The 19,359-nt window shown below is 55.3% G+C and carries 18 protein-coding genes; 3 read left to right on the top strand and 15 right to left on the bottom strand.

The features are described 5' to 3' along the window. Positions 1–3: 3 nt before the first annotated feature. Positions 4–1,299, top strand: coding sequence for a bifunctional glutamate N-acetyltransferase/amino-acid acetyltransferase ArgJ (gene argJ / locus ACQY4M_RS16565; RefSeq protein ID WP_428546392.1), 1,296 nt, complete (start codon positions 4–6; stop codon positions 1,297–1,299). Further along, positions 1,296–1,694 (top strand): 8-oxo-dGTP diphosphatase MutT, encoded by a 399-nt coding sequence (gene mutT, locus ACQY4M_RS16560; protein WP_428546389.1) that lies wholly within the window; start codon positions 1,296–1,298, stop codon positions 1,692–1,694. The genes argJ and mutT overlap by 4 nt, the downstream gene beginning before the upstream one ends. A gap of 320 nt (positions 1,695–2,014) precedes the next feature. On the opposite strand, the gene infB is transcribed toward mutT, so the two are convergent. From infB to pip, 11 genes are all read right to left on the bottom strand, one after another. After that, positions 2,015–4,507, bottom strand: a complete 2,493-nt coding sequence (infB, locus tag ACQY4M_RS16555; RefSeq protein ID WP_428546386.1) for a translation initiation factor IF-2 — start codon at positions 4,505–4,507, stop codon at positions 2,015–2,017. Beyond that, positions 4,504–5,136 (bottom strand): RNA-binding protein, encoded by a 633-nt coding sequence (locus ACQY4M_RS16550; protein WP_428546383.1) that lies wholly within the window; start codon positions 5,134–5,136, stop codon positions 4,504–4,506. Before ACQY4M_RS16550 ends, infB begins: the two co-directional genes overlap by 4 nt. A 25-nt stretch (positions 5,137–5,161) precedes the next feature. Next, positions 5,162–6,781 (bottom strand): transcription termination factor NusA, encoded by a 1,620-nt coding sequence (nusA, locus tag ACQY4M_RS16545; RefSeq protein ID WP_428546380.1) that lies wholly within the window; start codon positions 6,779–6,781, stop codon positions 5,162–5,164. A gap of 2 nt (positions 6,782–6,783) precedes the next feature. Continuing rightward, positions 6,784–7,359, bottom strand: a complete 576-nt coding sequence (rimP, locus tag ACQY4M_RS16540; RefSeq protein ID WP_428546377.1) for a ribosome maturation factor RimP — start codon at positions 7,357–7,359, stop codon at positions 6,784–6,786. A gap of 193 nt (positions 7,360–7,552) precedes the next feature. Beyond that, the gene (locus ACQY4M_RS16535; RefSeq protein WP_428546374.1) at positions 7,553–8,569 is read right to left on the bottom strand and encodes an SDR family NAD(P)-dependent oxidoreductase; all 1,017 of its coding nucleotides are present in this window, start codon (positions 8,567–8,569) and stop codon (positions 7,553–7,555) included. A 27-nt stretch (positions 8,570–8,596) separates the two neighbouring features. Further along, positions 8,597–9,523, bottom strand: coding sequence for a hypothetical protein (locus ACQY4M_RS16530; RefSeq protein WP_428546371.1), 927 nt, complete (start codon positions 9,521–9,523; stop codon positions 8,597–8,599). Positions 9,524–9,924: 401 nt separating this feature from the next. Next, complete coding sequence (locus ACQY4M_RS16525; protein WP_428546368.1) at positions 9,925–10,311, bottom strand: hypothetical protein; 387 nt, start codon at positions 10,309–10,311, stop codon at positions 9,925–9,927. Positions 10,312–10,447: 136 nt separating this feature from the next. Beyond that, positions 10,448–12,676, bottom strand: coding sequence for a glycosyltransferase family 2 protein (locus ACQY4M_RS16520; protein WP_428546365.1), 2,229 nt, complete (start codon positions 12,674–12,676; stop codon positions 10,448–10,450). A 4-nt stretch (positions 12,677–12,680) separates the two neighbouring features. Continuing rightward, on the bottom strand, positions 12,681–13,721 hold the full coding sequence (locus tag ACQY4M_RS16515; protein WP_428546362.1) for a glycosyltransferase family 2 protein: 1,041 nt from the start codon (positions 13,719–13,721) through the stop codon (positions 12,681–12,683). 43 nt (positions 13,722–13,764) lie between these two features. Next, complete coding sequence (locus ACQY4M_RS16510) at positions 13,765–15,096, bottom strand: UDP-glucose dehydrogenase family protein (protein WP_428546359.1); 1,332 nt, start codon at positions 15,094–15,096, stop codon at positions 13,765–13,767. Positions 15,097–15,170: 74 nt separating this feature from the next. Further along, on the bottom strand, positions 15,171–16,160 hold the full coding sequence (gene pip / locus ACQY4M_RS16505) for a prolyl aminopeptidase (protein WP_428546356.1): 990 nt from the start codon (positions 16,158–16,160) through the stop codon (positions 15,171–15,173). A 53-nt stretch (positions 16,161–16,213) separates the two neighbouring features. Here pip and ubiG point away from each other — a divergent pair, with 53 nt between their 5' ends. Continuing rightward, complete coding sequence (gene ubiG / locus ACQY4M_RS16500) at positions 16,214–16,957, top strand: bifunctional 2-polyprenyl-6-hydroxyphenol methylase/3-demethylubiquinol 3-O-methyltransferase UbiG (RefSeq protein WP_428546353.1); 744 nt, start codon at positions 16,214–16,216, stop codon at positions 16,955–16,957. Positions 16,958–17,030: 73 nt separating this feature from the next. On the opposite strand, the gene ACQY4M_RS16495 is transcribed toward ubiG, so the two are convergent. The 4 genes from ACQY4M_RS16495 to ACQY4M_RS16480 are packed head-to-tail and all read right to left on the bottom strand — an operon-like array spanning position 17,031 to position 19,318. Then, positions 17,031–17,474 (bottom strand): MarR family winged helix-turn-helix transcriptional regulator, encoded by a 444-nt coding sequence (locus ACQY4M_RS16495; RefSeq protein WP_428546350.1) that lies wholly within the window; start codon positions 17,472–17,474, stop codon positions 17,031–17,033. Then, a complete protein-coding gene (locus ACQY4M_RS16490) occupies positions 17,471–18,304 on the bottom strand; it encodes a carbon-nitrogen hydrolase family protein (RefSeq protein ID WP_428546347.1) in 834 nt (277 codons plus the stop codon). The genes ACQY4M_RS16495 and ACQY4M_RS16490 overlap by 4 nt, the downstream gene beginning before the upstream one ends. Positions 18,305–18,307: 3 nt before the next feature. Beyond that, entirely contained in the window at positions 18,308–18,565 is a 258-nt protein-coding gene (gene grxC, locus ACQY4M_RS16485; RefSeq protein WP_428546344.1) for a glutaredoxin 3, read from the bottom strand. Between the two features lie 36 nt (positions 18,566–18,601). After that, positions 18,602–19,318, bottom strand: a complete 717-nt coding sequence (locus ACQY4M_RS16480) for a ComF family protein (protein WP_428546341.1) — start codon at positions 19,316–19,318, stop codon at positions 18,602–18,604. Between the last annotated feature and the right edge of the window lie 41 nt (positions 19,319–19,359).

Genomic DNA, 19,359 nt, shown 5'->3' with positions numbered 1-19,359 from the left:
TTGATGGGCAAAGTCAAAAAGCTGAAGAAGAAGATCAAGAAGCTGAAAAAGCAGTTGAAACAGGGGCAGAGCCATGCCTCTGTTTCGCCGCTTGCCCCCAAGGGTGGCTTTCCTGATCTACCTGTCATTGAGGGCGTCGAATCTGCCGCGATCGAGGCAGGCGTGCGTTACAACGGGCGCACCGATGTGATGCTGGCACGGCTTTGCCCCGGAACCACTATTGCGGGCGTGTTTACCAAATCCGCCACCCGCGCGGCCCCCGTGCTGGATTGTCAGACCAAAATTGGCAATGATCCATCGGAGGGTGGTGCGATTGTGGTGAATTCTGGCAATGCCAACGCTTTTACCGGACAAAACGGGCTGGATGCTGTTGCAAAAATCACCGCTGCCGTGGCCGACATACTGGATGTGCCGCAAACCCGCGTGTTTTCTGCCTCAACCGGCGTGATCGGCGAACCCCTGCCGTTCGAGCGGATCACCGCCAAACTGGCCGACCTGAAAACCGGCTTGTCGCCTGACCGCATCCGTGATGCCGCCGCCGCAATTATGACAACCGATACCTTTGCCAAAGGGGCCAGTGCGGTCGTGCAGACTGAAAGCGGCGACATCAAAATTGCCGGTATCGCCAAGGGGTCGGGCATGATTGCCCCCGATATGGCGACGATGCTGGTTTATATCTTTACCGACGCCAAAATCGCCCAGCCCTTGTTGCAGGATATGCTGACAGCACTGACCGATAAAACCTTCAACTGTATCACGGTGGACAGCGATACATCGACCTCGGATAGCCTGTTGCTAGCAGCGACCGGAAAATCATCTGCCGATGAAATTACCGACATGAACGGCCCTTTCTTTGACGCGCTGCACGACGTAATGCGCGAGCTATCGCATCAGGTGGTCAAGGATGGCGAAGGCGCAACCAAATTTGTCGAGGTCCGCATCACCGGCGCTGATAGTGATGCCGATGCGCACCGTGTGGGCATGGCCATTGCCAATTCCCCGCTGGTCAAAACCGCCATCGCTGGCGAAGACCCGAACTGGGGCCGCGTGGTGATGGCCGTCGGCAAATCCGGTGCGCAGGCCGACCGCGACCGCCTGTCGATTTCCTTTGGCAATGTGTTAGTGGCTGAAAACGGCCGGGTTTCACCAGATTATTCCGAAGCAGACGCCGCCAAACACATGAAAAACGACGAATTGCTGATTTCCGTCGATCTGGGGATCGGCGCGGGCAAGGCCACCGTCTGGACCTGCGATCTGACCCATGGCTATATCGAAATAAATGCGGATTATCGCTCGTGAAAACTCTGTTGGTTTCTGCCGTTGCCCTGATTGATCGCGACGGGCGTATTCTTTTGGCCCAACGCCCCGAGGGGAAATCCATGGCTGGCCTGTGGGAATTTCCGGGAGGCAAGGTTGAATCCGGCGAAACCCCCGAAGCCGCCCTGATTCGCGAATTGGATGAAGAACTGGGCATAAACACATGGTCCAGTTGTCTGGCGCCGCTGACTTTTGCCAGTCACAGCTATGATGATTTCCATTTGCTGATGCCGCTTTTCGCCTGCCGAAAATGGGAAGGCACCCCGCAACCACAAGAGGGGCAGACCTTAAAATGGGTTAATGTCAAAGACTTGCGCAATTATCCCATGCCGCCCGCCGATGTGCCCCTTATTCCGGTGTTGCGGGATTGGCTATAAGCCATGCGTTTGCCGTTTCCATTTTAGGAACAATTTAACCAGTTTACTGGTGACTTCATTTTTCCTCGTGTTAGGGTTGTTTTAATAGGTTTATTTGCCTGGGGAGGTGTATGAAATGGTCAGAACAATCATTTTAGGAAGCTGTGTTTCTGTGCAGGGTGTCTTTGTGCGCGCCTTATCGAACGGCAAAATTGCCGTACGTGTCGATAACAAGGTCTACGAAGGCAAGCCGGTAAACACCGCATAGTAACAACCGCATCCACCAAATAGAAAAGGGAAGGCCAAAGCCTTCCCTTTTGTCATTTTAACGCAATGTTGATCTAGTCCAGTTTGCGCTCGATCTCTTCGCGCTCGAAAATCTCGATCACATCATCCGGGCGAATATCGTCATAAGCCTCGAACGCCATACCGCATTCCTGCCCCGACTGAACCTCGGCCACTTCATCCTTGAAGCGTTTCAGCGTTTTCAGCGTGCCTTCGTGGATCACCACATTGTCGCGCAGCAGGCGTACACCGGCCGAACGGCGGGCAACGCCTTCGGTTACGATACAACCGGCAACACGGCCAACGCCGGTCACTTTGAACACTTCCTGAATCTTGGCGTAACCGATGAAGTTCTCGCGAATTTCGGCGCTCAGCAGACCAGAAGCAGCGGCTTTAACATCGTCCACCAGATCATAGATGATCGAGTAATAGCGGATCTCGATCCCCTTTTGGTTGGCGGCCTTACGGGCAGATGCGTTTGCACGCACGTTAAACCCGATCACCGGTGCACCCGATGCTTCGGCTAGGCCGATATCGGATTCGGTAATCGCGCCAACACCCGAGTGCAGAACCCGGACGCGCACTTCGTCGTTGCCGATCTTGGCCATCGCCTGAACGATCGCCTCGGCGGAACCTTGCACATCGGCCTTCACCAGAATTGGCATTTCGGCGACGTTTTCGTCTTCCTTGGCCTTTTCCATCAATTGTTCCAGCGTGGTGGCAGCACCGGCTGCGGCGCGTTTTTCCTTGGCAGCGTGGGCGCGGAAATCAGCGATTTCACGGGCCTGAGCCTCGGTTTCGACCACATCCAGAACATCACCGGCTTCCGGTGTGCCGTTCAGGCCCAATACCTCGACAGGAACCGATGGGCCGGCTTCTTCGACACGTTCCCCCTGATCGTTGATCAGCGCACGAACGCGCCCGTATTGCTCGCCGACAACAAAGATGTCGCCACGATGCAACGTGCCGTTCTGCACCAGAACCGTTGCAACTGGGCCACGGCCCACGTCCAGCTTGGCCTCGATCACGGCACCTGTTGCGGCACGATCGGGGTTGGCGTGCAGGTCCAGCAGTTCGGCTTGCAGGCTGATCGCCTCAAGCAGCTTGTCCAGACCGGTTCCGTTGATGGCCGATACTTCGACATCCAGAACGTCACCCGACATTTTCTCGACGATAACTTCGTGCTGCAACAAATCGGTGCGCACTTTGTCAGGGTCGGCGTTCGGACGGTCAATTTTATTGATCGCCACGATCATCGGTACACCGGCTGCTTTGGCGTGGTTGATCGCCTCGATCGTTTGCGGCATCACAGCGTCATCCGCCGCAACCACCAGCACAACAATATCCGTGACCTGCGCCCCGCGGGCACGCATCGACGTAAACGCCGCGTGGCCGGGTGTATCAAGGAAGGTCAAAAGTTGGCCATCATCGGTTTTCACCTGATAGGCGCCAATATGCTGGGTAATACCGCCGGCTTCGCCAGACACCACTTTGGAGTGGCGGATTGCGTCCAGCAGGGATGTTTTCCCGTGGTCAACGTGGCCCATTACTGTAATGACCGGTGGACGTGGTTTCAGATCTTCGGGCTTGTCCTCGATCTTTTTAATCACATCCTCGACATCAGCGTCGGATACGCGGCTGATCTTGTGGCCGAATTCCTCGATGATCAGTTCTGCGGTATCGGCATCGATGGATTGGTTTTGCGTCACCATCATGCCCATGTTCATCAGTGATTTGACCACATCGGCCACACGTTCGGCCATCCGGTTTGCAAGTTCCGAAACCACAATGGTTTCGGGCACTTTAACATCGCGGATCACTTTTTCATGTTCAACCGGACCACCCATTGCCTTAAGGCGGGCGCGTTCCTGTTTGCGTTTCATTGCCGCCATCGAGCGTTGGCGTCCACCACCCCCCGACAGCGCCTGATTCAGCGTCAGCTTGCCCGACCGGCGGCCATCATTGCGGGTCTTGCCGCCCTTGTTCTGGCGATCACGGTCATAATCCTGTTTGCGTGGCGCTGCGGACGGTTTGCCTGCACCCCCTCGGGGTGCCGCAACAGCCGGATCAGCAGCAGGCGGTTGCGCCGCTGCTACCTTGGCGCGGGTCTCGGCTTCGGCAGCCTCGGTGCGCTTGCGCTCTTCTTCTTCGGCTTTGGCTTTCACGCGGGCTTCGCGTTCCTGCTCTTCACGTTCCTTGGTCTCGGCCTCGGCCTTGCGGCGTTCGCGCTCGGCGGCGCGGGCTTCTTCTTCGGCCTTGCGACGGGCCGCATCTTCGACCTCTTGCGCCTTGGCCAGTTTCAGCGCCTTCAAGCGGCGGTCCATTTCCACATCGGAAATACCGGCGGGCCGCTTGGAAGGATCGCTTTTAATAACCTTGTTCTTGCCGCCCACAGTTGGCTTGCTCATGCCCGGTTTGGGCACGACCACGCGCTTGCGTTTGGTTTCCACCACGACATTCTTGGTGCGCCCGTGGCTAAAGCTTTGCTTTACATTCCCGGGGCGGGCACCGCTGATGCCCAATGTCTTTTTGCCGTCATTCTCACTCATGTGGTCCTCAAACCCTTCTCGTCGGTGCTTTCACCAACATTTCCGCGCAAGCCTTTCAGCTTTGCTGCTTCCTCTACAACACGTTGTGTGAGTCCACCAGCCGCAAGCGCGCCATGTATCACATTTTCCCGTCCAAATGCCAAACCCAATTCGTTCGCCGTTAGAATACCGATGAAAGTATCCTTTCCTTCGGGCGATCGCAGCTTGGATTTGCCCCGACCGGAACCGTCAACGGCCTGTATCAGCACCCTTGCACGTTCCGTCATCAGCCAGCCTTTGACCTTTTCGTATCCGGTCACGGCACGGCTGGCCTTGCGGGCCAGTGAAATCAGGTCAACGACCCGCTTTACCAACCCCGCTTCAACTGCATCGACCAGATCATCCGGCACAGTCACCGCCTGTTTCGCACCCCGCGCAAAAAGACCCTTTTTAACGGCCTTTTCCAGCGTTGCACGATCAGCAGTGACCCAAATGCCCCTTCCGGGCAATTTTTCCAGCAGGTCCGGCACAATCACATTATCCGGCCCCACCACAAAACGGATCAGGCCAGCCTTGGGCTGTGTCTCGCCAGTGACGATACAGCGCCGTTCGGACGTGTCCCGAACCTTTTTGTGACCACCTCGTGCCATTTTTCAAACCCTGAGGCCTGAAAAATCAGACCTCGGCCTCCGCAGTTGTTTCACCGTCTTCGGTTTCTTCTTCGTCGCTTACCAGATCAGCCGGATCAACCCAGCCCAACTGGATACGCGCGGTCATCACCATGTTTTGCGCTTCTTCCAGCGATACGTCGAATTTCTCTAGCACGCCTTCGTCTTTGACACGTTCGCCATTGACCGTTGTCCAGCCACCCGACAGTTCCCAGTCAGCGCAGGTTGCGAAGTCTTCCAGCGTTTTCACGCCATCCTCGCCCAGCGCTTCCAGCATTTGCGGGGTCAGACCCTCGAAGGCCACCAGACTGTCTTCAACACCCAGTTCACGGGCATGCTCCATTGCCTTTTTGTTGGCGGCTTCCAGTTTGTCACGGGCGCGGGCCTGCAATTCTTTGGCGGTATCGTCATCCACACCGTCAATCACCAGCAGTTCGTCGATTTCCACATAGGCAACTTCCTCGAGCGAGGTAAAGCCCTCGGCGACCAGCAGTTGCGCAAAGAATTCGTCCACATCAAGAGACTCCATGAACAGCGCGGTGCGTTCAGCGAATTCTTTCTGGCGGCGTTCGGATTCTTCGGCCTCGGTCAGGATATCGATGTCCAGACCTGTCAACTGGCTGGCCAGACGCACGTTCTGCCCACGGCGACCAATCGCCAGCGACAGTTGCTCGTCGGGCACCACAACTTCGATCCGTTCGGCTTCTTCGTCCAGAACCACCTTGGAAACCTCGGCGGGTTGCAGGGCGTTCACCAGGAAGGTTGGCGCATCTTCGTTCCACGGGATGATGTCGATCTTTTCGCCCTGCAGTTCGTTCACAACGGCCTGAACCCGGCTGCCGCGCATACCAACGCAGGCACCCACGGGATCAATCGAGCCATCATAGGAAATCACGGCGATCTTGGCGCGCGAACCGGGGTCGCGTGCAACGGCCTTGATTTCGATGATACCATCGTAAATTTCCGGCACTTCCATCTTGAACAATTCCGCCATGAACTGCGGATCGGTGCGGCTCAGGAAAATCTGCGGGCCGCGAACTTCGCGGCGCACGTCCTTGATGTAGCAACGGATGCGGTCATTCGGGCGATAGCTCTCGCGGCCGATTTTTTCATTGCGGCGCAGGATGCCTTCGCCACGGCCCACATCCACGATGACATTGCCGTATTCCTCGCGTTTGACCACACCGTTGATGATGGTGCCGGCGCGATCCTTGAATTCTTCGTACTGGCGATCACGTTCTGCTTCGCGCACCTTCTGCAGGATCACCTGCTTGGCGGATTGCGCGGCGATACGGCCCATTTCAACCGGCGGAACCTCTTCTTCAAAGGTATCCCCGATTTGCGGATCATCCATGTATTCCTTGGCTTGTTCTACGGTGAACTCGGCCTGATAGTTTTCCAGCTCTTCTTCGGCCACAACCGTGCGGAAACGCTTGAAGGTTGCCTTGCCGGTTTTACGGTCGATCGACACGCGGATGTCCATTTCCATGCCGTAACGCGACTTGGCGGCACGGGCCAGGCTTTCTTCCATCGCTTCGATAACCAACTCGGGGTCGATCATCTTTTCGCGCGCGACCGCCTCGGCGGTTTGCAGCAATTCTAGTTGGTTTGCACTGGTAATAGCCATTTTCAGCCCTCTTCCGTGTCCGGGTTAGTGGTTTCGATCTCGTCGAAATCGTCTTCGTTAATGTCGCCGCTCGCCTTGCGTTGGCGCAGCATTTCGGTGATCAGTTCATCCGTCAGAACCAGTTTGGCGTCCGACAGCCAATCGAATTTCAGCCCGATGGTGCCTTCTTCGATGGTGATCATAACCTCGTCGTCGTTGGTACCTGCCAGCACGCCCTTAAAGCGGCGGCGACCATCGACCAGTTCTTCTGTTTCGATCTTGGCCTCGTATCCGTTCCACATGTCAAAGTCTTTGAAACGGGTCAGGGGGCGGTCGATGCCGGGGCTGGAAACCTCCAGCGCGTAGGGGTCCTCGAACGGGTCTTCGACGTCCAGTATAGCAGAAACCGCTGTCGAAATCTTGGCGCAATCATCCACCTCGATCCCGCCTTCGGGACGTTCGGCCATAATCTGCAACGATTTGGTTTTGCCGCCCATCATGCGAATACGCACCAGCTCATATCCCAGCCCCTCGATGACGGGCTGGACAATTTCTGCCAGTTTGCGGTCAATCGCCGCTTTTGCAATCAGGTCGTTCATTTGGTCCGTTCTTATATCTTTGGTGGTGGCCGTTTTCCGGCACATTTGCAGCATTTGCAAAAGCACAAAAAAACGGGCGCGCGGCCCGTTAAGAATTCCGGTGGGCGTTGGGGGTGGAAGCCAGCGCGCCGCTGTTGGTCAAGCATATAGGGGAAGGCGGGCGAGTCTGCAAGGGGCGATTAACACCCACACATCAAGAGACGTTATAATACTCCTTATACCACTCCACAAACTTCTTTGCCCCTGTGCGCACATCGGTTTTCGGCGCATATCCCGTCAGCCGTTTCAGCAGGGAGATATCGGCCCATGTGGCCGGCACGTCACCGGGCTGGATATCCATGAAATTCTTTTTCGCCTTGCGCCCGATAGCCTCTTCCATCGCTGAGATGAAATCCATCAATGGCACGGGTTCGGCATTGCCGATATTCACCTGCCGGAACGGCGCAACGGGGCTAAGGCTGTCGCCTTCCTCAATCACATCTTCAGATTCCGGGCGCACCGGCACCGCATCAATCAGGCGCAAAATACCTTCAACCAGATCCTCGACATAGGTAAAGTCGCGCTTCATTTTGCCGTGGTTGTAAACATCTATCGCGTCATCCGCATAAATCGCCCTGGCGAATTTGATCGGCGCCATGTCGGGGCGGCCCCAGGGGCCGTAAACGGTGAAAAACCGGAACATGGTGGTCGGGATACCGTACAGATGGGCATAGGAATGCGCCATCGCCTCGTTCGCCTTTTTGGTGGCGGCGTAGAAGGACATCTGTGTGTCCACCTTGTCGGTTTCTTTATAAGGCATCTGCGTATTGGCGCCGTAAACCGATGATGTCGAGGCCATCAGCAAATGCTGTGGCGGACAGGCGCGGGCGGCTTCCAGCAGTTCGTAAGCGCCCAGCAGATTGGCCTGCACATAGGATTTCGGATCCTCGATCGAATAACGCACGCCGGCCTGTGCCGCCAGATGGACAACCACATCCACCCCTTCATCCCGCATCAGGTTTTTCAGCATATCGGGGGTTTCAACCCGCGCATTGATCGCGGTGAACTGCGGAGATTCCAACAGCATTTCATGACGGCGTTCTTTCAGCGAAACATCGTAATAGTCGGTCATCGCATCAACACCGATCACGCGGAATCCGGCCTCTAGCAACCGCTTGCTGGTAAAGTATCCGATAAATCCGTCGGAACCGGTAACGAGGGCTGTGCGCATAATAGGGGCCTTGTTCTTGCGATTGTCTTATGGGGACAGAAACGTCACACCATCCATTTGTTTGATGCGGTTTACATCGTCATCGTAAATTTTTGTCAGTGCTTCAACGGTTTCATCCGTCCAGCCGGGCAGGTCGATTACCTCTTCCACGACATCACTTAGGTAGAACCGTTCCAGAAAAACAATTCGTAAACGGCGACGCTGCGCATCGGTCAGGTTCGGGCGATCCGCCAGATATTTCGCCAGAAGGGTTTGGCCTTCTTCTGATATGATCATGTTAACAATGTCATTTTCCCCCTTTAAGATTATCTTGGGGTCTATTGCAGCAATCTTGTGTAATATGGTTGGCCAGATTACGGGGCTGTCTTCATTGCACCAAATGGTGATCGGGCAATCAGGGTTTGCGTCCTGAATTCTGGTAATTACATCTGACCAGCGGACTGTTGCCAAATCAATATTTTCCATGAATTGCGGGTATTTCTTTTTCTTCTGCCCCCTGAATGCATTCGGAATAAAGACAGCAGGATTAGCACTCCCAAGAAAAAATTCACATGGGTTGTCAGGGAAAAGGTTTCTGATGGCTGCTGTATTCTTACCTGCATTATCGTAAAACTTGCCACCGTAAAACATCCATGCCGGAATCCCCAGGAAGTTGCTGTTTGACATGAACAAACGCTTGATCTTTTCTTTTCCGATTATCGAATTCAGAAGATATTCCTGGTCGGCAACCGATGGTTTTTCACCCTGTAGTTCCTGAACCATTTTCGAAATAAGGGGACGGTATAATCTTGGGCGGCGCAGATACACTTTCTGTTCTGCCAAAAGGGCTGCATCCTTGCGTAAGGACCATGTCACCTGTTCATTATCCGTATAAGGCGCCCCCAGATGGTAAACGATGTTGATATCTGTGCGCATAATTTTCTGCGGTCCGCTCTGGTTACTGCCTGTCAGCATATCACCTTTTCAAAGGGCGCCTCAAGGTGGGTTGGGTTGTGTACTATTTAACTATAATCATTCGCAATTCTAGTCAGCATTTTCCGGAAGAACCTGTCATTGCGTTGTGCCAGCACATAGCGGCAGACCCGACGCGCCAATTCGGGTCGGCCACGGTCCAGTGCAAGGTTTGCCAATTCCCGTTGATATCGCAGAAAATCATGGCGTTTGCGTAGCAGTTTATAAAACGTTAGATGGTCCAGTTCCCACAAAATGGATTTGCGGGCGGTTTGATATGCTTGATCTTATAGCGGGTGCCAAAATTACCGATCTAGGCAATGACATCATAAGTTTTCAGCATCTTGCGTTTGGTCACCAGACGAACAGCGGATTTATCTACGCCGGCCTTTTGCAATTCATCCTTATAGGCATGAATGGCCTGGTCCGGTTCGACAAAACTTCCATCCGAATCCAAGCATAACACACCAATTTTTTCTTTTAATATCCCAAGGCTGACAGTAAAACGCATCTGTATCGGCCCAGATGTTATCGGTCTGTTGCAACATATGCAGGCGAAAAATATCGGCGTGATAGGCGGGACTGCCAGTGTTGGCATGGAGAATAATATTGTCCGACGGCAGAATATCATTGGCATCGGCCATCCGCACCCCTTTGGGCACGTTTCCGACCTTGTCATAGGTATACAGCAGCACCTCGTGCCCGTGATCCAGAAATGATTTGAGGCAGAGTTGTTCCATCCAGCCCAGTTCAGGACCAATCCATAGTGTGCCAATTGTCGGGAGGGCCATACGATTCCTCGATACTTCAAAACATCCAGCCAATAGGTAGCTGCGTTACATTACCTGCTCTATATACGTTGAGAAACATATCAATTGCGGCAAGAGGTTTGTCAACGAAAGCCCCCATCGTTTACCCAAACTGTTGTTAATGCACCGTTTCGCCATCCTTGACAGTAAAGAAGAAATCCTCGTCCGGGTCTTTGTCGGCAATTTCATCCGGTATCACGCTAGGCCCTTGCAAAAACACGTTGCGCCCGAACTGGGAATGCATCCGCGACAGTTTTTCCAGCCTCGGGTCGGTCAGTTCCTTGTAAAACGCTGCATAGCTGTCAGTTGCTTTCAGCTCCCTGATCTTGGCGCTGTGCTTTTCTACCGAATAGGCATGCGCAGCAGCGATATCGGGGTCGGCCATCAACCGGTCCATTTCCGCCCGAACGGCCGGTATCATCCGCTGGATTGACCGTTCTTCTATCGCGTTGTTGTTCATCCGGAACCAGTAAACCAGCCCCTGATCCCGATCGACATGGTTCACCCGCCCACGGTCCCGTTTAACAAGGAAGCTTTCGGCACTTCGCACTGCGTAATGGTTCAACTGCACCAAATCATAACCATAGGTCGTCACGGTTGAGCGCCAGCCATTGCGATACATTTCGCTGGGCATTTGCCTGCCCGAACCGTTCACCCAATTGATGTCTTCCCACAGTTGCGGCTTCAAACCCTTGGGCCGATGCACACCCATCTTCTTGAAAATCCCGACATTGTGATACAGCGTCTTGAAACCCCATGCCTGATGCGGTTTGCGGATAAATTCCTCGGCACATCGGGTGTATTGTTCAATGATCAGACCATCCTTGAACTCGTGCACATTGTTGTTGCCAAACAGCCGCCATGTCAGCGAGATCATATTGGCATCCCCGATCGCACCATACAGCGCATTCAGCGTGCCATTGCCACATTTGATGTCGATAAATTCGTCCACATCCATACAGATCAGCCAATCGGCGTTTTTCACCATAGGTTCGTTATCGGCTGCCTGCAATGCGGCGTGTTGCGGTTTCAGGCCGGATTCGCGGAACGGGTTTTCGCGATGCTGCACCAGCCCCTTACCTTGCAACATTTGCAGCATGGTATCGGTGCCGTCGGTGCAATCGTTTGTATAGACCAGAAAATCCTGCACCCCGATCACACGGTGATAGGCCAGCCATTCCAGAATAAACGGGCCTTCGTTTTTCATCGTCGTGACAATGCAGGTGCGAGTTTCGCCTTTCTTGCGTTTTTCGGCGTTTTCCTCGGGCGTTCGGACCGGTTTATAGTTGAAAATATTCTGTGCCAGATCCAGTAGATGCTTATCCTCGATCAGGCTGGTTTTGGGCACAATTTTTGACACGGTTTCGGTTGGATGGCGCAGGGCCATACACCGCAAATACGGCGCTGTTTCATCCGCAGCAGGCGGCGCGCCCACCACACGGATCAGGCGCCAAACGGTGTTTTCCTTGGCCACCGTAGGTGCCACGCACCACCGTTTGCGTGTTCCCTTGGCATCAAACTGGCGGCAAATGTGGTCGCCGAACCGCGCCGGCTGGTTCGGCCGCACACGCCACGGATAAATCTGGTGACCGTCCAGCTGGATACAGCCATGACTGGCCTTTGTGGCGCGATCAAACACATTTGGCCCTTTGCGCTTGACCAGCAGGTCATACATCTCGATCGTCATCACGGCACGGGCGGTATTCAGAAATCGAAGGCGGGCCAGTTCGAACAGTTGCAATTCGCCCAGCGGTGATGTCCACGGATCGGCGGGCGGGATCTCCATCCGGTCCTTGCCCGGTGCGCCGGGCACATTGAAGGGGTGTGCTTCGGGCGGCAAATCGGGTTTGCCCAGTGGCACGGGCGAATCCAGCAAAACAAGCCGTTTCAGCCCTTTGATCTTGGACGCTTTGTTTTTCAGTTTGTTCGCAAAAGGTTTGTCACTTCTCGGCTGGGCACGATCCAGTATCAGTGCAGCATTCATACCGTGGTGTTCAACGTGGTATTCCAGCCAATCCAGCGTGGTTTCCAGCGTTTCACCATTACGTATGGCAAATCCCGTGTTCAGCCCTTCGAACAGGTCGGTCTCCACCGCGCCCGGCACAACTTCGATATCCGCCTCACCAACGGAAACCGAAACCGTAACGTCCCCAGTCAGAGTGCAAGTCAAAATCGGCGCATCACCCACACTGCGCATATCAACGATCTCGGTGCCTTTTCCCGCCCTGAATTTATCCATTGGCGTGTTGGCAGCAAAAAACAACCGTGCACCATCCGGCATAGCAATAGCATCCAGCAAAGTAACATCACCGAAGCGTTGCACATTCAGGGTGCGTTTCTGGAACATGCCATTATTTGCCATCGTTTTGTATTGCCTTCAAATAGCGGCCAATTTGCGTGCGATATAATTCGAAAGCGGGCGGTTTGGTGTCACCACATATCGCCAAATGCCAAAACAGTTCGACATTATCCTGATCCTCGACCATCTTTTGGAACCGCGATTGATGGGCCAAAAAAGCATCTTTATGCAGGTTAGAGACTGATTCAATCTCCATCAGCTCTTGCAGCTTTGCCTTGTTAGCGGGCAACATTTGCAGGATGCTGTCATCTTCAACCGTGTTGAAATTCCGCTCGATCCAATAACCCAGGCCGATTTCACGATCCGTCCGGTTGGGCAACCCGCGCGCACGTTTCACCAGAAAGGATTCCGCCGAGCGCAGCGAATAATGGTTCAACTGCACCATCGCATTGCTGACCCCGACGCCAAACAGATTGATTCGCGCGTCCTTCTTCGCAAACCATTCCGGCAATGGGTTGCCGCCCCCCTCGACCCAGTTCGGCACGCGATCCTTGTTGCGTTTGGGTCGATGCACCCCCAGTTGGCGAAACGCGGCGGGACGAAACAGGGATTTGAAAAAATGCGTGGTGGGCAACCAGTTGCCAAGGGGGGCAGCACGCCTAAAGGTTTCGATCGTCATGGCATCCTGCATTTCGATCTGCCCTGCATTGCCAAACAGCCGCCAGGGCATCGCTACCGCATCCGTGCCTTCGGGTAATTTGGCAATCATATCCTGCAAACTGGCCAAAGGCGGGCGCAGGTTGATAAATTCGTCGCTATCCGTGATCAGAACCCAATCCGCATCCGCCACCAGCGGATGATCCCCCGCATGTTTCAGCGCCTGCCATTGCACGGTTCGTTTGCCAGTCGGCGTTTGCCTGATATGTGTCACTAATCCGGCGTTTTGCAGCGCATCCATGATCAGGTCGGTGCCATCGTCACAATCATTGGTATAGATCAGGAAATGCCCGACCCCCGCCGCCAGATGGTGGGCGATCCATTCCAGGCAATGCGGCCCTTCGTTGCGCATGGATGTTACCGCAAGGATATTCACGAACTGCCCTTAATAACCAATCACTTACCCCATAATCGGGGTTTTAGCCGTCTTTGTCTATGCGCATGTCTTTGCGGCCAATGGAAACATAGGCCTGAAACCCGGCGCGCTTGGCGTCTTTGGGACTGTAAACATTGCGCAGGTCGGCCATTCGGGCTGTGTTCATCTTGCGGGCCATGCGTTTCAGATCCAGCGCGCGAAATTCATTCCATTCCGTCAGGATCACCACCACATCGGCGTTATGCGCAGCCTTATAGGCATCCTCGACCCAGTGAACGCCGGGCAGAAGATGTTCGGCCTCGCGGTGGCCTTGGGGATCAACCGCCCGCACCTTGGCCCCGCCACCGACCAGCGCGGGCACAATGGTTAATGCAGGGGCATCACGCATATCATCGGTATTCGGCTTGAACGTCACGCCCAGAACGGCAACGGTTTTGCCGTTTACACTGCCGTCGCACAGGTTCATCACCTTGTCGATCATCCGGCGCTTGATTTCGTCATTCACCTTGATCACCGTTTCGGTAATCTGCATCGGCACTGCGTGTTCCTGCCCCATCCGCGCTAGCGCGCTGGTATCTTTGGGGAAACAAGACCCGCCATACCCCGGACCGGCGTGCAGGAATTTATCACCGATCCGCCCGTCCATACCCATGCCTTTGGCCACGTCTTTGACATCGGCCCCCGTGCGTTCGCACAGCGCGGCGATTTCGTTGATAAAGGTGATCTTGGTCGCCAGAAACGCATTGGCGGCATATTTGATCATCTCGGCTGATTCCAGATCGGTATAGACCACCGGAAAATCCCGCAACGAAAGTGGGCGATAGATATCGTCCATCACGTCTTTGGCACGATCACTATGCAGACCGACAACCACGCGATCCGGCCGCATGAAATCGTCAATCGCCGCCCCTTCACGCAGGAATTCAGGATTCGAGGCCACATCGAATTCCGCATCCGGATTGGTCTTGCGGATCACCCGCTTAACCTGCCGGTTGGTGCCCAGCGGCACAGTCGATTTGGTGACAACCACAGTATAGCCGGTCAGCGCATCGGCAATTTCCTCGGCCGCCGCATAGACATAGGTCAGATCGGCATGGCCATCACCACGACGTGTCGGCGTGCCAACGGCAATGAACACCGCATCGGCATCAGCCACCGCCGCCTTTAGATCACCGGTAAAGGACAGCCGCCCGTCACGGACGTTTTTCGCCATCAGATCATCCAGACCCGGCTCGTAAATCGGCACCTCGCCGCGTTCCAGCATGGCAATTTTGTCGGGATCCTTGTCAACGCAAACCACGTCATGCCCAAAGTCGGAAAAACAAACACCTGACACCAGCCCGACATACCCTGTGCCAATCATCGCAATACGCATTACCTAGTCTCCGAAAAAGTTATGGGCCGTGGTATCGCATCCGACACCGCCACGACAAGGCAAATATTACCCGCTTACATCCCCAAAACATCACGTTTGCGACGCAACAGGTTCATCGTGTGCACCAGTGCCGCAGTGATTTCGGGTTCTGACAGGGCATGGCCGGACATTGGAATCATTTGCAGATCGGCCTTGGGCATAGCCTGCGCAACCGTCCACGCCGAAAGCGGCGGACAGATCATGTCAAACCGGCCCTGAACAATCGTTGCCGGAATATGTGAAATTTTATGCAGGTTTTGTTCGATCCAGCTGTCATGCCCTAGAAAGCCACCGTTATAGAAATAGTGGTTTTCCAGCCGTGAAAACGCCAGCGCATATTCGGCAGGGGATTGGGCAGAGGGGCCATTGCTGATGATCGATGCAAGGGCATTTTCCCAAGCAGCCCACGCGCGGGCAAAGGCAATCCGGGTATTGCGATCCTCGCCAAACAGACGCTTGTGGTAAGCCGAGATCAGATCGTTGCGTTCGGCAATCGGAACCATCTGGGCAAAATCCTGCCACAGGTCGGGCCAGAACGCACCGGCCCCGCCGCCATAAAACCAGTCCAGTTCCCGCCGCGTCATCAGAAACACCCCGCGCAGCACCAGATAAGCCACGCGGCTTGGGTGGGTGATGGCATAGGTCAGCGCCAGCGTGGCACCCCAACTGCCGCCGAACACAAGCCAGCGGTCAATATCCAGCGTCGTGCGAATCCGCTCGATATCGGCCAGCAGATGCCATGTGGTATTGTTTTCAACATCCGCATGCGGGGTCGACCGCCCGCACCCGCGTTGATCAAACAGAATGATCCGGTAAACCGCAGGGTCAAAATAGCGGCGCATCGCGGGGCTACAGCCACCGCCGGGTCCGCCATGAAACACCACCACAGGCACGCCATCGGGATTGCCGCATTGCTCGACATAGACGCGATGACCATCGCCCACGTCCAGCATCCGCGTATCAAACGGTGCGATTTGCGCAAAAAGATAGTGGGATGCGCTTTTTTGCCCTGCGTTCCTATCCATAAAAGGCCTATATAGGGTTCGTGACCCCCCTAATTGATCACATGGAGTTCAGAATGCAAGCCGCGCAGACAACAGTTGACCCCGCAGAAGTCGCCAAATTCGAGGCAATGGCCGCGGAATGGTGGGATGTGAACGGGAAATTCAAGCCGCTACACATGATGAACCCCTGCCGACTGGATTATATCACACAGCAGATTGCCAAACAATTTGACCGCGATCTAACAGGACCGGAACCGTTCAAGGGCTTGCGTCTGCTTGATATTGGCTGTGGTGGCGGTTTGCTATCCGAACCAATGGCGCGGCTGGGGGCCGATGTTGTGGGCGCCGATGCCGCCGAAGGCAACATTCCGGTGGCGCAGATCCATGCCGAACAACAAGGGCTGGACATTGATTACCGCCACACCACCGCCGAAGCGCTGGCAGAAGCAGGCGAGCAATTCGACGTGGTGCTGAATATGGAAGTGGTCGAACATGTGGCCGACCCGCTGGCCTATCTGACCGCCTGTCGGCAATTGCTAAAACCGGGTGGGTTGATGCTGTGCTCCACCATCAATCGCAACCCCAAAAGCTATATGGTGGCGATCATCGGGGCGGAACATATCATGCGCTGGTTGCCCAAAGGCACCCATGAATGGAGCAAATTCATCACGCCAAACGAACTGGTCGAATTGATCAAAACCGCTGGGTTAGAGCCTGTTAACCGCACCGGTTTTGTATTCAACCCGATTGCATGGTCATGGTCCCTGTCGGATCGGGATTTATCGGTGAACTATGTGACGGCTAGTATTAAACGCTAATACCCACGCTGCCCCGGAGCCAATCCGGGGCCTCATGCTATACAGTGTAACTTGGGCGCAGTCCAAAAACTTTCTACTCCCCCCGATCCAGCTGATCGCGTAATTCGCGCAACACCGGCAGGGCGCCGCGCACCTTTTCCGGGCCGATTTTCTCGACCACCTTGGCGATGATTGGCGTGATCGCATTCAGCGCCACTTCGCGCGCCACACGGCCAGAAGGGCTGATGGTCACATGTTTGCGCCGCGCATCGTCCCAGTCGGGGCGGATGTGGATATGGCCGGCCCATTCCAGTTTGTTCAGCGTGTTGGTCATCGCACCACGGGTGACGTGAAACGCCTTGGCCAGTTGCGCGGGGGATCGTTCAGCGTTCACATTCGCCAGATGGTTCAACACCGAAAAATGCGACAGCTCCATCCCCTTGGGCAACGCTTTGGACAGACGGTTGCGGGCCAGTTGGTCGGCCATGAAAATCTCGCTAAATAGGGCAACGGCAAGGGGATCGTTTGTATCGCTCATTGCGGCCCCCTGAAGGCGCGGTCATGAGACAGTGACGGGATTTTGCGCCGCGCCGCGTCAACCTCGGCCAGATCAAAATCGACCAGTGTTAGACCCGCTTTTTCACCGCCATCCGCCAGAACCTCACCCCATGGTGACACAGCCAGCGAATGACCATAGGTGCTGCGGGCACGGCCCGTGGTGACGGGATGCGTGCCGCATTGGGCGGGTGCGAAAACATAGCAGCCGGTTTCAATCGCACGCGCCCGCAGCAGAGTTTCCCAATGGGCCTTGCCCGACACCGGCGAAAAAGCGGCAGGACCAGTCAGAATTTTGGCCCCGTTCTGCGCCAGCGTGCGGTGCAGATGCGGGAAGCGAACATCATAGCAGATGGTCATCCCCACTGCGCCGAAATCCGTATTGGCAATCACCGCACAGTCGCCGGGCCGGTAGCCATCGGATTCACGATAGGTTTCGGTTTTGCTGATCTCGACATCGAACATGTGGATTTTGTCATAGCGCGCCACGATGTCACCCTTGGGCGAAATCATAAACGACCGGTTGGCAAACCGCCCGTCCGCATCACCGGTTTTCAGCCCCAGCGATCCGATCAGCAGCCAGACGCCCAGCGCCCCGGCCTCGGCCCGCAGCGCGGCAAGGGTCGGGTCATCCGCATCAAGGCTCAGCACCTCTTGTTGATGTGCGCGGCTGTCGGAGACACAGTTCGTCACCTCGGGCGTTAACAAAAACTGCGCGCCCGCGCTTGCGGCCTGCCGCATGAATTCGACCACCACCGGAATATTTTCCGATGGCAGATCAGACGAATTCAGCTGGATCAAGGCCGCTTTCATACCTTACCCCGCCAACATCGCGTCAAGCTTGCCTGCGCGTTCCAGCGCGTGCAATTCGTCACAACCGCCAACATGTTTATCACCAATGAAAATCTGCGGCACCGTGTGGCCGCCATTGGCCCGCGACATCATTTCCTGACGTTTGGCCGGACTCATCCCGACGTTATATTCGGTAAATTCCACACCTTTGCTTTTCAGCAGCCGTTTGGCAGCGGTGCAAAACCCGCAAAAGGGTGATGTATAGATTTCTACTGTCTGCATAGTCCTGTTCCTATAGTTTTGCCGAACTATAGGGATTTATACATCCTTCGCAACGCGCGCCAGTGTCACGGTGTAAACATCTTTGGCGCCGGCTGCCAAACAGGCCTCGGTGCAGGCGGCCAATGTGGCACCGGAGGTCATCACATCATCCACCAGCAGGATGGACCGGCCAACCAGACGGTGGCGGCGTTTGGGGTTAACCCCGATGGTGTCGGCCAGCATTTGAAAACGGGCATCGCGCCCCAGACCATCCAGCGACCGTGTACGTTTTTTGCGAGTCAGCAGGTCGGGGCAATCGGCCAGCCGCAATTGTTTTGCCAAAGCCAGCGCCAGCAGTGCGGACTGGTTATAGCGGCGTTTCAGAAGGCGCATCCAGTGCAAGGGCACCGGTGCAATCAGCATTTCGGGTTGCAAAAGCGGCGCAACCACCTGCGCCAGCCATGTTGCGGCAGGGTTGGCCAGATCCAGCCGGTCACCATGTTTCAACGCCAGCACCAGTTTGCGCCCGTTATCCTTATACAACAGCGCCGAACGCCCCCGCGCCCAAGGCCGCGCGATTGTCATACAGTCATCGCACAGAATTTCGCTGCCCGTATCTTCGCCCGGCAGCGGTGTGCCGCATTTATCGCAAACCAGCCCGCCAATGAACGGTGTATCCCGCCAGCAGGGACCACACAGCGCATCATCCCCTTCGACCAGATCGCGGCAGGATATACATTGCGACGGGTAGATCAGTTGAAGTGCCGATTGCATTTCCTGTCAGTCCTCATACATTGCGCGGCAAATCCAAAGGA

The organism is Profundibacter sp., from assembly GCF_965277155.1.
GTDB lineage: Bacteria > Pseudomonadota > Alphaproteobacteria > Rhodobacterales > Rhodobacteraceae > Profundibacter.
The sequence above is the reverse complement of the archived record's forward strand: the minus strand, read 5'-3'. Positions and strand labels throughout refer to the sequence as shown.